This window comes from Paenibacillus sp. 01T442 (genome assembly GCF_056398345.1).
The window spans coordinates 83,185-101,553 of record NZ_JBFTPF010000010.1; the positions used below are offsets into that span (position 1 = coordinate 83,185).

Consider the following 18,369-nt stretch of genomic DNA (forward strand, 5'->3'; position numbering starts at 1 on the left):
GGAAGGAAGAGACAGAAATGGAGGTTTGAGCATGAAAATAAGATGCCACAGGTGGAGGCTATTCCTTTCCTTGATCATCTTGTGCACGGCGCTGTTGCCAACAACTACACATGCCGAAGTGAAATATAAGACCTATACGAAGGACAGTTACAATAATCAAATATGGCTTCAACCAGCTTACTTTCCGCTCGATGTAATCGGAGAGGATTTGTATACAACAGATCCTAAGCAGCCATCCGTTAAAGTCCCTTCACCACTTAGTAATCCGAAGGACATCTTTATCGATGCGAAGAACGAAGTCTATATTGTAGATACAGGGAACAACCGGATCGTTCATCTGACGGAAACAGGGAAACTTATTCGTTATTTGACGCTTAATGAAAGCCCTCTCAATAAGCCAGAAGGGATATTTGTTACCAAGGAAGGCGATATCTACATTGCAGACACGGGAAACAAAAGAGTCGTAAAGCTGGATAAGACCGGTAAGCTGCAAACGGAATTCAAACGCCCGGAATCCAAATACATCCCGGCGACATTTGTCTACGATCCAGCCAAGGTGATGGTAGATGAAAGGGGATTCCTGTATATCGCGGTGCATGGCGGTTACGAGGGAATCGTCCTGCTTGATCCGAAGGGCAAGTTTCAGGGCTTTTTCGGAGCAAACAAAACGGCTCTTTCTCCGCTAGACGCTCTGAAGCGCATGTTATACACCAAAAAAATGTATGCCAATGAAGTCGCTAAGAGACCAGAGACGATCAACAGTGTTGCTACCGATAAAAATGGCTATATCTATACGGTCACCGGAGGTATGGCCAAGAGCGACCAATTAAAGAAATTAAATATTAAAGGAAACAATTTACTTCGCAGTGGCAATAGAAATTTCGGCGAAGTGGTTCCCGGAGCAGTGCCGGTAGGCCCTGTAACTTCAGGTCCGCAGCTGATTGATGTGGCCGTTGACCAAAGCGGCAATATGATCGTTGTGGATCAGCAATTCAAATATATTAGTCATTATGATGCGTCAGGCCACCTGTTGTACTTTTGGGGCGGCGCTTCAGCAGTCGGGTCATCTCAAGTCGGCCTCTTGAAAAGTCCTGTTGCGCTTGATGTGAACAGTAGGAATGAATTATACATATTGGACGATCAGGAGAATATCGTTCAAGTGTTTCGCTTATCGGAATTTGGTCAAAAGGTAGATCAAGCGAATCAACAGACGCTTGCTGGGTTATATCAAGATAGTGAAAAATCTTGGCAGGAAGTCCTTCGAATGAATGCGCAATTTACACCCGCCATCATGGGATTAGCCCAAGCGGCATTTACAAAGGAACAGTATCCTGATGCGTTAAGACTATATAAGGAGGCAGGGAATCAGGAAGGGTACTCGGACGCCTTTTGGCAAATTAGAATGAGTTGGCTGCAACAAAACTTCTCTTGGATTGCCAGCTTACTTTTTATCAGCGGACTATTATACGTACTGCTTAGTAAAGTGACTTATACAAGAAGGCTTCGTGATAAATGGCGCAATAGGCAGCGGATACAAACTAGCTTTCTTATGAATTTTAAGCATGTATTTTACATGATGAAACATCCGATTGATGGTTTTATCGCGATAAGGTATGAAGGTAAAGGAAGCTATTTGAGTGCGATTATCATCTTAGCTTGCGTATATGCATCTCTAGTGATCAAGCGACTTGTTACCAGTTTTTCATTTAACGCTTCGACTCATGTGGATATTTACTCGATATTTACACAATTTTTCACAGTATGGATTGCGTGGGTCATTTCGAACTATCTCGTTAGCTCCATATATCGAGGAGAGGGAAGGTTTAGAGATATCTTTATCGCCAGCGCATATGCACTCATTCCTTACATCATTATTGGCGTCCCCCTTGCCTTTATTTCGAACGTCCTGACGATGTCGGAGTCCACCATTTATCATTATGTCGAACAAGGGATGATTGTATGGATCGGTTTATTGATCTTTTGGAAAATCCAATGGATTCATAATTACAGTGTAGGAGAAACACTATTAAACATCCTGTTTACGCTGTGCACCATGCTGGTCATTGGCGTTCTCCTCTTTCTTACAGCAGGACTGACCAATGATTTGGTATCGTTAATCTTAGAAATGTATCAGGAGGCGATCTTGAGATGATAAGGATAATCAAACGTGGTAAAACCGCAGCAGTCATCACCATCCTGCTCTTGGTCGCCATTTATTTGGCAGTGACGAATATCAAAGTAACCTTCAAAGCATCGGAAAATCGCGCTATTGTGCCGGCAGAGACGGGAAGTAGTGTTTCTGCGGTGAAGAGCGCCGCTTCTCAATTGCCAAAGGAGAGCGACTTTAAACAAGTTGCCGAAACCGATCTTCTGCGTTTAAAAATGGATGAAAAAACCGGTCATTTTGTTGTGGAAGATAAACGGAACGCAAATGTTTACCGATCTTTTCCAAACCCGGATTCTTGGGATAAGGAGAAGATTTCCGAGACCTGGAAAAAGCATCTGGCTTCACCGTTGATGGTCCAATACGTCGATTTCTCGAAAAATATCCTGCAAGCGAAGGAAACAAACTTGGCAGCGGATGGGGGACGAGTCAAAGAGGTTAAGATGATTCCCGGCGGGTTCTCATTGGTGTATGAACTGCCTGCAACTGGATTCACGATCCCGATCGAGGTGAGAATCGAAAACGATTATGTAGAGACGAAGATTATACGCGAAGGCGTTAAGGAAACGAGCATGGGCCTCGTCTGGGCCAGATTGTTTCCCTTCTTCGGTGCCGAATATACGGCTGCTGGGCAGGACAGTTATCTATTCATACCAGACGGCGCTGGAGCATTGGTGCGGTTTAAAGATAATCAACTGAATGTCAATAAAATATATGATGAGTCTGTATACGGTCAAGACAATACCTTCGCAGGACTTAGTAATAACCGCAACAAAATTGTGATGCCTGTATTCGGGATGAAGACGGGTTCCAAAGGTTTTGTAGCGATCGTTCATGACGGAGATGAATATGCCAACATCGTTGCAGCCCCTGCCGGGGTTCTCAGCAACTATAACTGGGTGACGTCTCAAATGAATTTCCGATCAAGCTTCCTGCAGTTTACTACGAGAAATACGAATGTCCCCGATTCATGGGGGTACATCGATTACAACAGAGATGAAGTGTTCGGCAGTGATCGTATTGTGCGTTACTATCTGCTGGACAGCCAAAAGTCAGATTATGTGGGTATGGCTCAAACGTACCGGAATTATCTGATAAAAGAAAAGGGAGCGAAGCCCGTCACTGTCACTAATCCTAATATTCCTATGCATGTAGACTTTATCGGGGGGGATCAAGAAGACGGCTTAGTCACCTCGCGATATCTCAATTTGACCACGACAGATGATGCCACACATATGGTTAATACCTTGCATGAAAAAGGCATAGCCAATATGTCCCTAACATTTAAGGGTTGGCAAAAAGGTGGCTACAGCGTCTTTGGAAACACGTTTCCCGTTGATTCCCGTATTGGCGGCGATAAAGGCATGAAAGCATTTATCGACAATGCGCACAGCTACGGAATACCTGTTTATCTGGAGGCCGAATATGCGTTGAACAATACGGGGGCAGCAGGCTTCGATGAGAAATATCATGCCATCGTCAATTTGGCCGGGCGCAATCAATCGGTAAGTGCGCTATATAACAGAGTACAAACACCAGCGGTTAGTTATAAATTTGCAGAAGAAATGGTCAAGAAAGACTTGACACACTATAAAACCATGGGTGCGGACGGAATTGCAGTCAATATACTCGGACAAAGTCTGTTCAGTGATTATAATTCAGGGTTCGGTTCGACCAGAGATCATGCTCGGGATGTTCAGGAACGAATTTTAAAAACGATCAAAGATTCGTTAGGCGGCGTAGAAGGGAAGTCTGCCAATTTGTATGCCCTGCCCCAAATGAAGTATATTCAATCGCTGGTGTATGATCATTCTTATGATTTATTTTCCGATGAGGCGGTTCCCTTTGTTCAGATTGCTACGCATGGCCTAGTAGGCTATTCTTCGGAATATGTGAATAACCGACAAGAGGATGTGCACGACTTTTTACGGGATATCGAATATGGCGCAGAGCCATCTTTTGTATTCACACAAGCAGAATCGAAAAAATATGTGAATTCGTTCGGTATTCGGTACTACAACACCTATTTTCCCTACTGGGAGACATTCGCTGTGGAGCAGTATAAGCGATACAATGAGGCTCTTGGTAACGTACAAGATCAATTTATTGCTAATCACAAAACGCTCGCCCCAAATGTAAAAGAAACAACTTATGAGAATGGTACTCGGATTATCGTGAACTATAATTTGGAGCCCTACCGCAGTGGCGATCTGGATGTACCTGCACAAAACTTCGTTGTGATTCGAGGAGGGGTAAAACGATGAAACGAAAGTTCAGATTAAATTCATCCCTTGTCGAATATGTGGAAGGCGCGATCTTTATTGCTCCTTGGTTTATTGGCTTTCTCATTTTCATGGCTTTCCCAATTGGCTTTTCCTTGTATATGAGCTTTCAAAAAGTAACGATTACGGCAACGAAAACGACAACTGAGTATATTGCTTGGACGAATTACCGGTATATTCTTTTCGAGAATGGACAATTATTATACAACGATTTATTGCCGTTTCTCCGGCAAGCCTTGTTTATGATTCCAATTATTGTCCTATTCGCATTGATGATTGCCATTATTCTGAATCAAAAATTTGCAGGGCGAACTTTTTTTCGTGCGATATTCTTTCTTCCCGTCATCTTGGCAACAGGTCAAGTCGTAGCTGAATTCCTCACGCAAGGCGAGGGCGACTTGGGCTTTATGTCCAAGTACAACGTTTCCGGCCTCATTACTGCTAATTTATCGTCTACATGGTCTGGGCCGCTCATCAAGATTCTTGACTCGTTTGTGTTAATTCTCTGGTATTCAGGGGTACAAATCCTGATTTTCCTTGGAGGCAGGCAAACGATTTCAAACTCGGCTTATGAAGCGGCTCGAATAGACGGCGCCGGTCCGTGGGAGACGTTTTGGAAAATTACGCTTCCAGCGATGACACCATTTATTTTTCTTAATCTGATCTATACGGTCGTTGATTTGTTTACGTTTCCGACAAATCCGATTTTGGGAAAAGTAAGAGAAAGTGAATATGGGTCGTACAGCGCATTGATCTGGATTTATTTCTTGATCATCAGCTTCTTCCTCGCAATTATATTCATCATTTTCAACAGAGTAACAAAGTCGCAAAGAGAGACGGTTTAACATGCAACCCAAAAAACTTAGGAGGGGTGAGGCTATGATCGGATTTAAAATTAAGAAAGAACAGTCACAATCATTTCTGCTTTGGTTAAATAAAGCCCGCTACACGATCATTGGCAGAGAAGCGGATAAAGGATTGCTGTTTAAATTTTTTATCTATTTAATCTTGCTGGATACGGCTTATATTTATTTAAAGCCGATCCTGCACATGATCACCACGATGGTCAAAGACGCGGATGACCTACTAGATCCTTCTGTTAACTGGTTTCCGCGAACACTTTATCTTGGAAATCTTCAGGAAGCCTGGGAATGGTTGAAATATCCCAAAGCTTTCAGCATCAGCTTGACTCTCTCTCTATCTGTGGCCATCTTGCAAACGTTGTCCTGTGCTGTGACTGGATATGCCTTCGCAAGATTGAAAGTCCCTTTTAAGAGATTGATGTTTTTCCTATTACTGCTGACTTTTATAGTTCCGATGCAAGTAACGATCCTGCCGAACATCATATATGCGAGAGAATTGGGGCTACTCAATACGATTTATCCCATTATTGTTCCCGCGTTTTTCGGTCTTGGCTTAAAGGGAGCGCTATTTGTCATCATTTATCGTCAATTTTTCTCGACACAACCGAAGGAATTGGAGGAAGCAGCCCGAATTGACGGTGCGAATGTGTTTAAGATCTTTTATAAGGTCATGATGCCGCTCGCCAAGCCTGCCATTCTGGTTGTATTTCTATTTTCCTTTGTTTGGACCTGGAATGATTTCTATTTACCGAGCATGTATTTGTCAGATATTGAAACCGCGCCGCTGTCCATGGGTATTTCACGCATAGCCTCAGCACTCCGGCAGCAAGCCGAACAATACGGGCCTTCCGTTAATGATGAAGCGATTCGAATGGCTACCACTTTCATGATGATTATTCCGCCGATGCTTCTGTATACGTTCACGCAGCGCTGGTTCGTAGAAGGCGTAGAAAGAACTGGATTAGTGGAATAGGGTCATGTAAGAACTGGAGGAGAATGGAAATGAAACGGTTCCTTGCACTTTGCATCACTACTGGAGTTGTGGTTTCTTTGATGGCTTGTTCATCAACAGAAACGGTATCTGCGCCAGCAAATGCCAAAAAATTGCTTTATGTTAAAAAAAACGAAGGCACCAACGATCCCGTTATCATGAATCATTTGAAGAAGCTGGGCTATCAAGTTATGGATACATCAGACAGCGTCTTTAAAGTTGACGCAGCGAAAGGCTATGGTGTGGTATTTATCAGCGATACGGTCAACTCCTCGAAGTTAGATCCCCAGTTGAAAAATTCCGATGTACCTGTTGTCTATGCCAAAACGCAGTCGGTTAGCATCGCCGGTATGACGGGAATTCTGGATTATGGACAACTGAATGATGTGAGAACCATACAAATGAAAGATAGTAAACATCCACTTGCAGCCGAATTGAAGGATCAGGTAACAGTTTATAACAGCACGGGTAATATGGGGTACGCGATTCCAGGAAAAGAAGCGGTCATTATAGCAACGGCTCAAGGAGACGATAAGAAAGCCGTCATTTTCGGTTATGAAAAGGGAACGAAAAACATAAAGAATGAGCTCATTCCGGCTCGTCAGGTGTTTTTCTATTTACCATCCGGGCAAGAAATGAATCAGACGGATGACGGATGGAAGCTTTTCGACGCCTCGATCCAATGGGCTGCGCAAAATGGGAAAAAGTAATTTCAGTTTTTTACTACTATTCGAGTAAAGGGGATTTGATCCATGAAACGTACACTGAACATGATAACCGTTTTACTGCTGTTTATGGTGCTGATGGCTTGTACAGCGACACCTGTCCAATTGGATGGCGTGACCAATCAACCTTCAGCTCAGAGTAAGACACAAAGTAATGGGAAAAAAGTACTTTTTGTCGGGAGAGACAGCGGCGGGGATGCGATTGTGACTAAACGGCTAAAGGACGTACATGGGTTTGACGTCACAATAATTACAGACAAAGAAGTAAGTCCCGAGAAAGCAAAGGGGTATTCGCTAATTTATGTAAGCGAATCCGTCAATTCCGGTAAAATTCGAGATAATTTTGTAAAGGCTGCAGTGCCCGTTATTTATGCCGAGCCGCAATCAACCTCGGATACCGGCATGACGGTTAACGAGGGATACGGGAAACTGGATGCAGGGAATGTGGCAAAAACGATTCAAATAAAAGACGGTAAGCATCAACTTGCAGCTGGGCTGCAGAATCTGGTGGATGTCTATAAAGCCGAGGGGAAAATGGGCTACGCTACCCCAGGTGCCGAAGCTATCGTTGTGGCTACGGTTCCGAATGACGAGGAAAAAGCAACTATTTTCGCTTATGAGAAGGGCGTAAAAAACGCAAAAGGTGACCCTGTACTCGTACGCGAAGTGTTTTTCTATTTGTTCAATGGCGAAGAAATAAACCAAACTGACGATGGCTGGAAGCTCTTTGATGCTGCAATTAAATGGGCAGCAGGTAATAAGTAGCTTTTACCGCTAGGGAGGAGTTTTCATGAAGCGATTATTGAGCCTGTTCATTATTGCCTTTACCCTGATTCTCACTACGGCATGCACAGCAACAACTCAGGTAAATCCTGATGTGAGTCAGGGGGGGAATGCTCCGGAGCTGTCCGGAAAAGTCAAGAAGGCACTCTTTGTAGGCAGGGAGAGCGGGGGTGATGGCATTTCAATTAAACATCTGAAAACACTTGGGTTCGAGGTCTCAGTGATGACAGATAAAGAACTTACCGCTGTCGAAGCATTGAAATATTCGTTGGTATTTGTCAGCTCTACGGTAAACTCCGGCCGAGTTAGCAACAAATTGATTGCTTCTCCGATTCCCGTCATTTATGCGGAATCTCAAAATATAGGTGATGTGGCTTTGTCGGGCAAAGAAACGGATACGGATAATGGCGATTTCACGGGGAAGACGATAACGATCAAAAACTCCGGACATCCGATGGCAGCTGGGTTAAAAGGCAATGTGGACATCTATAATCTGGACGGGAAGATCGGTTTTGTTGTGCCAAGCATGGAGGCTGTCATTGTTGCTTCAGCTCCTGATGATGACCAAAGAGCTGTTATTTGCGCGTTTGAGAAAGGTATGAAAAACTTGAATAACGATCCTGTACCGGCACGCCAAGTATACATTTATTTGGTAAGCGGAGAAGAGATAAATCAAACCGATGAGGGATGGAAGCTCTTCGATGCAGCCGTAAAATGGGCGATCGGCAGCAAGTGATCCTCCATGTATTAAGATAAATTGAGAGGCCACTCCGCTTTGGAGGGCCTATTTTTATTTGTAACAATCGGAAAGATGCAACAAACAACCTATAAAATAGAACTCCTCCCCTAATGTAAGCGCATTTAATTCGTAATAAAGTAAAGATATAACGGAGTGCCAAACGTATCCAATGGAAATTTTTTAACAATTAAGGGGGAATTAGTTAATATGAAGCGTTTTCTCGTACTGCTTATTATCGCTTTGATGACGATAACCGTGATCGCCTGCTCTTCATCGGAAACAAAACCAGAGACGAGTGTCTCACCTAAAGTCACCGAATCCGCAGTACCTGTTGTATCGCCAGCACCCACGATGTCGGTAGCGCCAACGGAATCTTCCACGGCTTCACCTTCACCTGCTCCAAGTGCTTCTACAGTTGCTGCAACGCCTGCACCTATGGAATCTTCAACTGCTACTGTGACTTCTGCACCTACAGATTCATCCAAAGCTTCTGCAACGACTGTACCTAAGGATTCTCCTAAGGTTATCGTGTCGTCAGAACCGGCTGTTGCTACGCCCGAGACGCAACCCGAACCGACGCCTCAACCTGACATTTCACCAAAAGGTAAAAAAGTGCTCTTTGTTGGAAGGGAGCAAATTCCTGTTCCAACGGAAGATGTTGTTATGGCTGATCGTTTGAAGGGGATGGGCTTCGTTGTTACGAGGCTAGGCGATAAAGATTTTACTGCCGATGAAACGAAAGGGTATGATTTGCTCTATTTCAGTCAAACCGTAAACTCAAAGTTCCTAAAAGATGGTGTCATGAAAGATGTGGCGATTCCTACCGTCTATGTGAAAAGCCACGGCATGTTCTATCTAGGCTTATCCTCGCTTGAGGAAGGAGCCACGGTTAAAAAAATAAAATCGATCGAAATCGTTGACAGCAAGCATAAGATAGCTGGCGGGTTATCAGGCACCATTGATGTGTATAAAGAAGCCGATACCGGTTATGGTGTTAGCTATGGTGTCGTTGGCAAGGAAGCGAAAGTGATTGCAACGATCCCAGGAGATAAGTCGAAGGCTGCGCTCTATTATTACGATAAAGGTTCGAAGGCTGACAACGGATACACGGTTAAAGCGCGGTTGTCTTTCTATTATTGGAGCAATGGCCTGCAGGATAATTCCACGGCAGAGGGCTGGAAGCTTTGGGATAATCTCGTCCTATGGACTTTGCAAAACGGCTAATGCATATTAGCACATTCAGATTGGGCAATTATTCTTCGAAGGAGTTGCTTAAACCATGAATAAATTTGCAAAGCATACCTTTGTAATCGTATCCTTGCTCACCCTTTTGACAGGCTGTGAAAGCAGTCTAGATTCAGGCACTGTCGCTACTACGAACAAACCAGTGAATTCAAATCAAGAAAACGAATTGTTCATTTACACCGTCTGGCCATCCTTTTATGCAAAAGAAGAAAATTTCGACAAACAGATTGGTCAATTTCTGAAAAAGAAGTTTCCAGATTTGACGATTAAGCATGTGCATTGGGATAATCCAGGCAGACAATATCAGGATTTGATTGCGGCGGGGACCATACCGGACATAATCCTCGATAATACCCGAATGAATGCACAGAGATACATTATTGATAATGATCTTCAGTATGACATCAGTGATTTGATTAAGAAGTACAACTTTGATACTAACCAATTGAATCCGGCCCAAATGGCCCAGATGAGAAATATGACCCCCGATGGGAAACTCTATGGTCTACCGTTCAACAATAATGATTTTGTGCTCTTTTATAACAAGGACATTTTTGACAAATTCGGCGTCGACTATCCAAAGGATGGTATGACGTATGATGAAGCTTATGAAATGGCTAAAAGGCTGACCCGTGTGGAGGGTGAAATTACCTATAAAGGATTTTCTCAAAACCCAGGTCATTACATGAACTACAATCAGCTTTCACTTTCGCCGCTAAGTCTAGCTGAAGACAAGGCGAGCTTGAACACACCGGAATGGAAAAAGGTCGTAGACAACTTAAGACGTTTCTATGATATTCCGGCCAATCAATTCGACACCGTCGAAACTTTCGCAACGAAAGGGAATATCGCTATGGCTGTTGCGACAGTGGACCATATTGTTTCGTTTCATGAGCAAAACAAAAACTTGAACTTCGACGTTGTTTCAGCACCCTCTTTTAGTGATGTGCCGGATACGAGGTATCAACCGAACCTTTACGCTATGTATATCTCGAAACAATCCACCAAAAAGGATAAAGCGTTTGAAGTGATGGCTGCTATTCTTTCTGAAGAGCATCAAGTCGACTTAGCAAAAGAAGGTGTGATTGTACCGCTCGAGACCCAAGCCGTCCAGGATGCATTCGGACAAAACTTGCCGCAAATGAAAGGGAAGAATACGAAAGCTATTTTCCACGGTAAAACAGCTATGCCACCTGCAGCGCGCGCAACTGGCCTAACTTATATCGATGTCCCCATGCAGAATGTTTTTGCTCCTTTGATTTTTAAAGAGTCTAAAGATTCGGTTACGGCACTGCGTATGATCGAAGAACAATCGACAAAAGCAATAGAAACGAGAAAGGCTGAAAAATCTGCTGTTGATAACGTTGCTAAGAAATAATCAACMTCTGAAAGACCTATAAACATGAGTAAAAGCCCCTATAATGGATTCATAAATTCATATTAAGGTAGGGATAGTGCTTTTAATGCCATTGTAAGGGAGGTGTACATGTATTCGTCGATTGTTTCATCCCGGTACTTACTAACTGACATATGCTTGTTTCTTAAAAATCTAATAAAAGGAGATTTCTATGAAAAAACTTATATCCTCGTTATTAATCGTTTTTCTGTTATCTTTCTCTTTGCTTCCATTGGCGTTTGCAGAAGGTACGGATTCGGCTTCCGCAAAATCAGCAGATGATTTTACAGATTTGAAGGATCTTCCACAGGATCTAAAAGACAAATTTAATTCACTGATTCAAAGTGGCGTATTTAATGGATTAACGGACGATACATTCGGTTTGGATGCCCAAATGAATCGTGCTCAGTTCGCCAAAGTCGCTGGCATCATTTTTAAATTGGCAATTGATCAAACGCTTACAAGCTCTAGTTTTACAGATGTTCGTTCGGATGATCCAGCAAATTCCTATGCGCTTCCTTATATTGAGGCGCTGAAGAAGGCAGGACTAACAAACGGATATGACGCAGAGGGCAAAACGTACAAACCGTCTGGCGCAGTGTCCAGACAAGAACTCGCGGCGTTTCTGATCAGGGGGCTAGGCTTGGAGGAAGATGCTAAAACCGTTAAACCAGTCTCTGATAGTTCCGTAGACGCTTGGGCGAAAGGTTATGTCGCGCTTGCGCTCGAAAAGAATCTGATGACCAACCAAGAGGACGGAACGTTTGGCGGTTCGAAATCTGCTACTCGTCAAATGTTAGCGCTCGCATGCTATGAAGCAAAGAATTTGATTGAGGCAGATGGAACGACAGTTGAGCCAGGTACACCTGCAACTAAGCCGGACACACCAGCTGCACCTACTGGTGAAATTTCCGCTCAAGGTAAAAGAGTGCTATATGTAGGAAGGGATGCATCCAGTATCCCTGCTGAGGATGTTTTTGTTCAAGATCGTTTGAAGGCGCTTGGTTTCAGGGTTACCAATATTGTCGATAGAAAATTCACAGTTGAAAAAACGGAAGGATATGATTTGCTCTATATCAGCAATACATTGAATTCCAAGTATTTGAAAGGTGGAATTTTAAAAGATGTTGCGATTCCAACCGTTTATGCCAAAAACCATGGCATGTACTATCTCGGCCTTTCATCACAAGAGGAAAACACGAATGAATTTAACCTCAAATCAATCACAATTGCAGACACTAAATTAAAAGCTGCAGCTGGATTCTCCGGCGATGTAGAAGTGTATACAGAATCAAACCCTAAATATGCAATAGGTTACGGTCTTCCAGGCAAAGAAGCAGTTAAAGTTGCCACCATTCCTGGCAAAAGCAATGAAGCAGCCATTTACTACTATAATAAGGGTACCCACTCCGATAGCGGGTATGAAGTTAAAGCACGACTTTCGTTCTACTTTCAGACTGGTAATTATGAAAAAATGACTAATGACGCATGGAAGCTTCTTGATGCACTTGTTTTATGGACATTGCAAAACGGCTAATCTCATATCGTTAAACTCCAGTTTGCGGACTGGAGTTTTTTCTAAATCCAATAATTATGGCTTAACCAGCACCCATAGGAGTGTGAATTTTCCGTGATCATTGAACAACATCGACAGAATACCGAAGTTCTTATTAAAGCAGAGGGCATCACCAGGGTATTCGGACGCGGCTCTACGGCCGTTCACGCTCTTAAAGGAGCTGATCTGGCGATTGCGCCACATCAATTAGTTGCTCTCAAAGGGCGATCAGGTTCAGGTAAAACAACATTAATGAATATGCTAGGTGCTCTTGACAGGCCAACGGAAGGCAAAGTGTATTTTCAAAATAACGAAATCAGTGGATTCTCAGAAAAGAAACGCAATGAGTTAAGACGTGTACACATGGGATTAATATTCCAATCCTTTGCGTTAATTCCCCTGATGACGGCCTATGAGAATGTGGAGTTCGGATTACGAATTGCGGGCATTCCATCCGTACATTATAAGGACTATGCGGAAAGGGCGCTCGATTTTGTAGGGTTAAAAACAAGAATGAAGCATCGGCCCTATGAGTTGTCTGGTGGAGAGCAGCAGCGCGTAGCGATAGCCAGAGCGATTGCACATAAGCCATCATTGATTCTGGCAGACGAGCCGACAGCCGAATTGGACAGTAGGATGGGTCTTCAGGTGATGAAAGTATTCAAGGATTTGGTTCAACAGGAGGGGATGACCATTATAATGACGACTCATGATCCCTCAATCATGCGCGTTGCCGATCATGTATACACATTGGAGGATGGTCAAATTGTTAAATAAAATTAGTAAAATACTGTTTCCGATGTTGGGTGTATGTTGCTTGGCAGGAACCTTGACAGGATGCTCTTTGCTTCCAATGGAAGAACCAGAGTTGAAACCTCCGCTTGTTCAACCTGTTACAGAATCATTAACCCTTTTTGAAGCGAAGAAAGCTAATATAGCTAAGCAAATTACGGGAGTTGCGACGTTTGCATCCGATAAAATGGATTACTTATTTTATAAAGAATCCAGCGGTAGATTGACATCATTCAATGTGAAATTGGGAGACAAAGTCCATACCGGCGATGTCGTAGCCTCAACAGAGACGGGCGACTTGGAAATGAAAATTCGTCTGCAGGAAATAGCGATCGAGAAAATCAAAATTTCAATGGCACAAGTAATAGCTGATAAGGGCGGTGATGATCCTGATGTTCGTTTGAAAATGCTCGATTATGAAAGTGCCCAACTCCAGTTAAAGTCGCTTCGGAGCCAATTGGAGAGATCGACGCTTGTTGCAACAGTTGACGGCATCATAACTTACATTGAACCGATGAAACTGGGCGACCAAGTCTCGGCTTACAAACAGCTAGTGACGATCTCAGACCCGAATAGTATGAAACTTGTGTATACGGCCTCCAGTCAGAATGATTTGGTTGGCGTAGAGATCAACATGGAAGTCAACGTCAAAATAAAAGACAAGTCGTATGTAGGGAAAGTTGTTCAAACGCCAATGACCGCTCCGATTAGCGATAATAAAACGGTTCAAGATAAAAATTCAAAGTCTCTTTTTATTAATGTTCCGGGACTTCCAGCAGAAGTGTCGATCGGTTCTCAAGCAGATATTACCATTGTGACGGAACAGAGAGAGAATGTGCTGGTTATACCTAGATCAGGGCTTCGAAGCTACATGGGGCGGGACTACGTTCAGGTCATGGAAGGTGAAAGCAGGAAAGAAATAGATGTGGAGAAAGGGATTGTTGCAGCAAGAGAAGTGGAAATACGCAAAGGTATAACGGAAGGGCAGAAGATTATTCTAAATAATTAGGAGGTTAAGAGATTGGCATTATTTATCATGATCCTGCGCAAAATGATCAATAATAAATGGCTGGAGCTTAGCCTGCTATTCGGACTAGTGTTATCTGTGGCTCTTGCTAGTACAATGCCGACATATACGAATGCTATCTTGCAAAGATTATTGATTAAAGAGCTGCAGCAATTGCAAACCACTAGCAGTCAGTATCCCGGCATCTACTGGCTGTCAGCGACGATGGCGCCTGAGGATCAGAAAAAGAACGAAAAAATCTCTGAAACCGATGTATTTCTGAACAAAGCAAGCAAGAGCTTCGGTATCCCTGTTCAGCAGCTTGTTCGTGAAAGATCAACACAGCGATATGGTCTTACTCCGGCCGAGCCAGACAAAGTCGATGTTAACAGACAGCGGTCGGCGGATCTCTCTGCCATTGATGGCATGGAGGAACACATTCGGTTGCTAGACGGAAGACTACCGGAGAAAGAACCCGTGAATGGGGTGTATGAGGCGCTTGTTGTAAAGGAAGCTTTGACAGAGCTCGGCATGGTGATTAACACCGTTTTTACAATCCAAGATGAGAAACTGAAACAACCCGTTTACATTAAGCCTGTAGGTGTATTTGATCGTAAGGATTACGAGGATTTATTCTGGTATAACATCTCAAGCAGCTATAAAAACAGCTTTCTGATTGATTTTAATTTATTTGAAAAAGAGTTCACAGCAGGCAGCAAGCTTAATCTTCAGTCTAGCTATTGGTACTTGGCGCTTGATTACAGCCAAATGTCGTTGGCATCCACGAACACTTTCATTGATGCCCATCGAACAATTACGACCCATATGGATCAACGTTATGAAACGCATAATATGAATGCGCCAGCCTTACAAACACTTGCTGCCTATTATGTGAAAGAAACCAATCTAAGGCTCATGCTCTGGTCATTGAATGTGCCTGTTATGCTCATGCTCGCCTTTTACTTGTATATGGTTGCAAATTTGATCACGGATCGTCAGAAAACGGAGATCGCTGTATTACGCAGTCGCGGTGCCAGTCGATTGCAGATCATTCTCAGTTATGTTATGGAGGGACTAGTCCTTGGTGCGATTGCGTTCTTGATTGGCCCATATTTTGGCGCCCTTCTGACTAAATTATTAGGGGCTTCCAGCGGATTTCTGGAATTCGTACAGAGGGCCAAGCTTGAAGTTGAGGTGAATCGGGATGCTTTCCTATATGGGTTGATTGCTGTCGCAAGCTCACTTGTGATGACGTTGATTCCAGTATTCCTTGCCATGCGAGTTACGATTGTTGGGCAAAAACAGCAGTCGGCCAGGCAGGAGAAAAAATCCTTTTGGCATACGTATTTCATTGATGTCGTGTTGATTGGGGTAGCTCTTTATGGCTTGAATAATTATAAAACGCGAATAAAGGAGCTGCTGTCACTCGGCTTAAAATCCGGTGACTTGAAGGTTGATCCGCTGCTATTTCTCATTCCCGCATTGTTTATATTAGGGATGGGTCTGCTCATTCTGCGAATCTATCCTTGGATTATGCGATTGGTATTTCAGCTTGGCAGACGATGGTGGCCTCCTTCGCTATACAGCACATTTATACAAGTCAGCCGTTCAACCATCCAATATCAATTTATTATGGTTTTTCTAATTATCACCATTGCCACAGGTTTATTCAGTGCCAGTGCAACACGCACAATCAACAAGAATACTGCGGATAAAATCCTTTATTCCGCAGGCGCCGATATTACGATGCAAATTCGTTGGGAGAATGACGCCCCTCCGGCTATTTTAACCGGGTTGCTAGAAGATTCGGAAGAGGAGGAGTCCAGTTCTGCGGCGGGATCCGAGGCTCCAATTAAGACACAGTATACGGAGCCCTCATTCTTGCCATTTACACAGCTAAATGGTGTGGAACACGCCGCAAAGGTGTTTAATAAAAAAGATGCGACTTATTTGCATGGAAAGACAACAGAGAAGATTCAGCTTATGGGAATCGAAAGCAAACAATTTGGTGAAACCGCTTGGCTGCGAGATCGATTACTTGATCATCATTTCAATGACTATTTAAACTTGATCGCTCGCAACCCTTCTGCTGTTCTAATTTCGAAATCGATGGCTGAAGAATATAGTCTGAAAGCCGGCGACACCCTAACCTTAGGTTGGGAAGGTGTGGAAGGAGCCCAATTTACTGTGTATGGTGTAATTGATTATTGGCCCTCTTGGAATCCAAATCCAGGGTTTAATGATACGTTAACAACTACGACAAAGACGGGCACTACCACGAAAGTTAATAAACCAAAGCTTGTAATCGGCCAACTGCCGTATATTCAGAACAATCTGGCATTAGAGCCCTATGAGGTTTGGCTGAAGCTGAAGCCAGGGGCAAGCAGCCAAACGGTTTATCAAGCCATCGTTGATCACGGCTATGAGATCGAATCTTTAAGAGATGCCAACCAGGAGCAGATCAAGTCGATCAAAGATCCTTTCCAAATGGCTATTAATGGTGTGATGACGCTTGGGTTTCTGATTTCGATTTTCATCTGTTTTTTTGGATTCTTGTTATATTGGGTGCTATCCTTATTCGCACGAACGCTGCAGTTTGGCATATTCAGAGCGATGGGCATTTCCTTATATCAGTTAATATGGATGCTTGCTGGCGAGCAAATCTTGGTTTCGGGTGCTGCGATCGTTATTGGCATTCTGACTGGTAACGTAGCGAGTCATTTGTTCGTTCCTTTATTTGAATTATCGTTCGATCCAAAAACGCAGGTTCCGCCATTCGAAGTTACCTTTGACCCTCGTGATCAAGTCCGGCTGTACTGGATTATCACGGTGATGATCTCGATAGGGTTAGGCGTGCTCGGATCTTTCGTATCCCGAATTCGGATTCATCAAGCGGTTAAACTGGGGGAGGACTAGTATGATTCATTGTGAAAATTTGGTCAAAATTTATAAAATGGCTGATTTGGAGGTAGTTGCTTTACAAGGTTTGGATTTGCATGTAGAGGCTGGTGAATTAATGGCGATTATCGGCAACAGCGGAAGCGGCAAATCCACCTTGTTGAATATGCTTGGGGGGCTTGATCGCCCCTCCGCAGGCAAATTAAGTGTGAATGGTAAAGATTTATTAAGCATGTCAGAGAAARACATTGTGAGTTACAAACGAGAGACTGTTGGCTTCGTATGGCAGAACAATGCGCGGAATTTAATTCCTTATTTGACTGCACAGGAAAATGTGGAATTGCCCATTTTACTACAGGGCAAGCGCAAGCAAGAACGGGCTATGGAACTTCTGGAAGCCGTAGGCCTAAGCCACCGGCTAAAAAACAAATTGAATCAGCTTTCGGGCGGTGAGCAGCAGCGGGTTGCGATCGCGATCGCGCTGGCAAACCATCCGAAGCTTTTGCTTGCTGATGAGCCAACCGGCTCCGTCGATACGAACATGGCCAACCAAATTCTTGATTTATTCCGTCATTTGACCCGGAGTCTAGGACTTACAATCGTTATTGTCACGCACGATCCGATGATTGCCAAAAAGGTGGATCGCGTAGTTGCCATTCGAGACGGGAAAACGTCATCGGAAATTTTGCGGCGTAAATCGTTCGATCAAGAACTACTGGATGCTGAAAACGGGTTCGAAGACCAGGAAGAAGAGTCCCATGTCGAATATGCCGTGTTGGACCAAGCAGGTCGGCTGCAAATTCCTCCGGGTTACTTGGATTCTATCGGGCTGAAGGACACGAATAAAGTTCAGGTAACGTTGGAGGAGGGGAGAATTGTCCTTCTGCCTCCAGCAGCAGGATGAAATAAACAACCTATAAAGATGCATAA

The 18,369-nt window shown here is 43.6% G+C and carries 14 protein-coding genes; all 14 read left to right on the forward strand.

The features are described from left to right. Positions 1 to 31 precede the first annotated feature (31 nt). The 14 genes from AC1DLM_RS11445 (at position 32) to AC1DLM_RS11510 (ending at position 18,343) form a co-directional block, all read left to right on the forward strand. Positions 32 to 2,152 carry a YIP1 family protein gene (locus tag AC1DLM_RS11445; protein ID WP_441989223.1) on the forward strand — a complete coding sequence of 707 codons (2,121 nt, stop codon included), beginning with the start codon at positions 32 to 34 and terminating at the stop codon, positions 2,150 to 2,152. Continuing rightward, complete coding sequence (locus tag AC1DLM_RS11450; protein ID WP_477569974.1) at positions 2,149 to 4,428, forward strand: DUF5696 domain-containing protein; 2,280 nt, start codon at positions 2,149 to 2,151, stop codon at positions 4,426 to 4,428. The genes AC1DLM_RS11445 and AC1DLM_RS11450 overlap by 4 nt, the downstream gene beginning before the upstream one ends. After that, a complete protein-coding gene (locus tag AC1DLM_RS11455) occupies positions 4,425 to 5,291 on the forward strand; it encodes a carbohydrate ABC transporter permease (protein WP_477569975.1) in 867 nt (288 codons plus the stop codon). The genes AC1DLM_RS11450 and AC1DLM_RS11455 overlap by 4 nt, the downstream gene beginning before the upstream one ends. 34 nt (positions 5,292 to 5,325) lie before the next feature. Continuing rightward, positions 5,326 to 6,282: a carbohydrate ABC transporter permease gene (locus tag AC1DLM_RS11460; protein WP_477569976.1), complete on the forward strand. Its 957-nt coding sequence runs from the start codon at positions 5,326 to 5,328 to the stop codon at positions 6,280 to 6,282. A 29-nt stretch (positions 6,283 to 6,311) separates the two neighbouring features. After that, positions 6,312 to 7,010, forward strand: coding sequence for a hypothetical protein (locus AC1DLM_RS11465; protein ID WP_477569977.1), 699 nt, complete (start codon positions 6,312 to 6,314; stop codon positions 7,008 to 7,010). A gap of 42 nt (positions 7,011 to 7,052) precedes the next feature. Beyond that, positions 7,053 to 7,790, forward strand: coding sequence for a hypothetical protein (locus AC1DLM_RS11470; RefSeq protein ID WP_477569978.1), 738 nt, complete (start codon positions 7,053 to 7,055; stop codon positions 7,788 to 7,790). A gap of 25 nt (positions 7,791 to 7,815) precedes the next feature. Beyond that, positions 7,816 to 8,544 carry a hypothetical protein gene (locus AC1DLM_RS11475; RefSeq protein ID WP_477569979.1) on the forward strand — a complete coding sequence of 243 codons (729 nt, stop codon included), beginning with the start codon at positions 7,816 to 7,818 and terminating at the stop codon, positions 8,542 to 8,544. Positions 8,545 to 8,754: 210 nt separating this feature from the next. Then, entirely contained in the window at positions 8,755 to 9,771 is a 1,017-nt protein-coding gene (locus AC1DLM_RS11480) for a hypothetical protein (protein WP_477569980.1), read from the forward strand. 55 nt (positions 9,772 to 9,826) lie between these two features. Further along, positions 9,827 to 11,170 (forward strand): ABC transporter substrate-binding protein, encoded by a 1,344-nt coding sequence (locus AC1DLM_RS11485; protein ID WP_477569981.1) that lies wholly within the window; start codon positions 9,827 to 9,829, stop codon positions 11,168 to 11,170. A 190-nt stretch (positions 11,171 to 11,360) separates the two neighbouring features. Further along, on the forward strand, positions 11,361 to 12,725 hold the full coding sequence (locus AC1DLM_RS11490) for an S-layer homology domain-containing protein (RefSeq protein WP_477569982.1): 1,365 nt from the start codon (positions 11,361 to 11,363) through the stop codon (positions 12,723 to 12,725). A 93-nt stretch (positions 12,726 to 12,818) separates the two neighbouring features. After that, positions 12,819 to 13,520: an ABC transporter ATP-binding protein gene (locus tag AC1DLM_RS11495; RefSeq protein WP_441989233.1), complete on the forward strand. Its 702-nt coding sequence runs from the start codon at positions 12,819 to 12,821 to the stop codon at positions 13,518 to 13,520. Then, positions 13,501 to 14,544: an efflux RND transporter periplasmic adaptor subunit gene (locus AC1DLM_RS11500; protein WP_441989234.1), complete on the forward strand. Its 1,044-nt coding sequence runs from the start codon at positions 13,501 to 13,503 to the stop codon at positions 14,542 to 14,544. Before AC1DLM_RS11495 ends, AC1DLM_RS11500 begins: the two co-directional genes overlap by 20 nt. A 12-nt stretch (positions 14,545 to 14,556) precedes the next feature. Continuing rightward, the gene (locus tag AC1DLM_RS11505) at positions 14,557 to 17,457 is read left to right on the forward strand and encodes an ABC transporter permease (RefSeq protein ID WP_477569983.1); all 2,901 of its coding nucleotides are present in this window, start codon (positions 14,557 to 14,559) and stop codon (positions 17,455 to 17,457) included. A 1-nt stretch (position 17,458) separates the two neighbouring features. Continuing rightward, positions 17,459 to 18,343 carry an ABC transporter ATP-binding protein gene (locus AC1DLM_RS11510; RefSeq protein ID WP_477569984.1) on the forward strand — a complete coding sequence of 295 codons (885 nt, stop codon included), beginning with the start codon at positions 17,459 to 17,461 and terminating at the stop codon, positions 18,341 to 18,343. Positions 18,344 to 18,369: the final 26 nt, after the last annotated feature.

Coding starts and splice junctions, on each gene's coding strand:
- AC1DLM_RS11445 (WP_441989223.1), top strand. CDS start 32: ATGAAAATAAGATGCCACAGGTGGAGGCTATTCCTTTCCTTGATCATC.
- AC1DLM_RS11450 (WP_477569974.1), top strand. CDS start 2,149: ATGATAAGGATAATCAAACGTGGTAAAACCGCAGCAGTCATCACCATC.
- AC1DLM_RS11455 (WP_477569975.1), top strand. CDS start 4,425: ATGAAACGAAAGTTCAGATTAAATTCATCCCTTGTCGAATATGTGGAA.
- AC1DLM_RS11460 (WP_477569976.1), top strand. CDS start 5,326: ATGATCGGATTTAAAATTAAGAAAGAACAGTCACAATCATTTCTGCTT.
- AC1DLM_RS11465 (WP_477569977.1), top strand. CDS start 6,312: ATGAAACGGTTCCTTGCACTTTGCATCACTACTGGAGTTGTGGTTTCT.
- AC1DLM_RS11470 (WP_477569978.1), top strand. CDS start 7,053: ATGAAACGTACACTGAACATGATAACCGTTTTACTGCTGTTTATGGTG.
- AC1DLM_RS11475 (WP_477569979.1), top strand. CDS start 7,816: ATGAAGCGATTATTGAGCCTGTTCATTATTGCCTTTACCCTGATTCTC.
- AC1DLM_RS11480 (WP_477569980.1), top strand. CDS start 8,755: ATGAAGCGTTTTCTCGTACTGCTTATTATCGCTTTGATGACGATAACC.
- AC1DLM_RS11485 (WP_477569981.1), top strand. CDS start 9,827: ATGAATAAATTTGCAAAGCATACCTTTGTAATCGTATCCTTGCTCACC.
- AC1DLM_RS11490 (WP_477569982.1), top strand. CDS start 11,361: ATGAAAAAACTTATATCCTCGTTATTAATCGTTTTTCTGTTATCTTTC.
- AC1DLM_RS11500 (WP_441989234.1), top strand. CDS start 13,501: ATGGTCAAATTGTTAAATAAAATTAGTAAAATACTGTTTCCGATGTTG.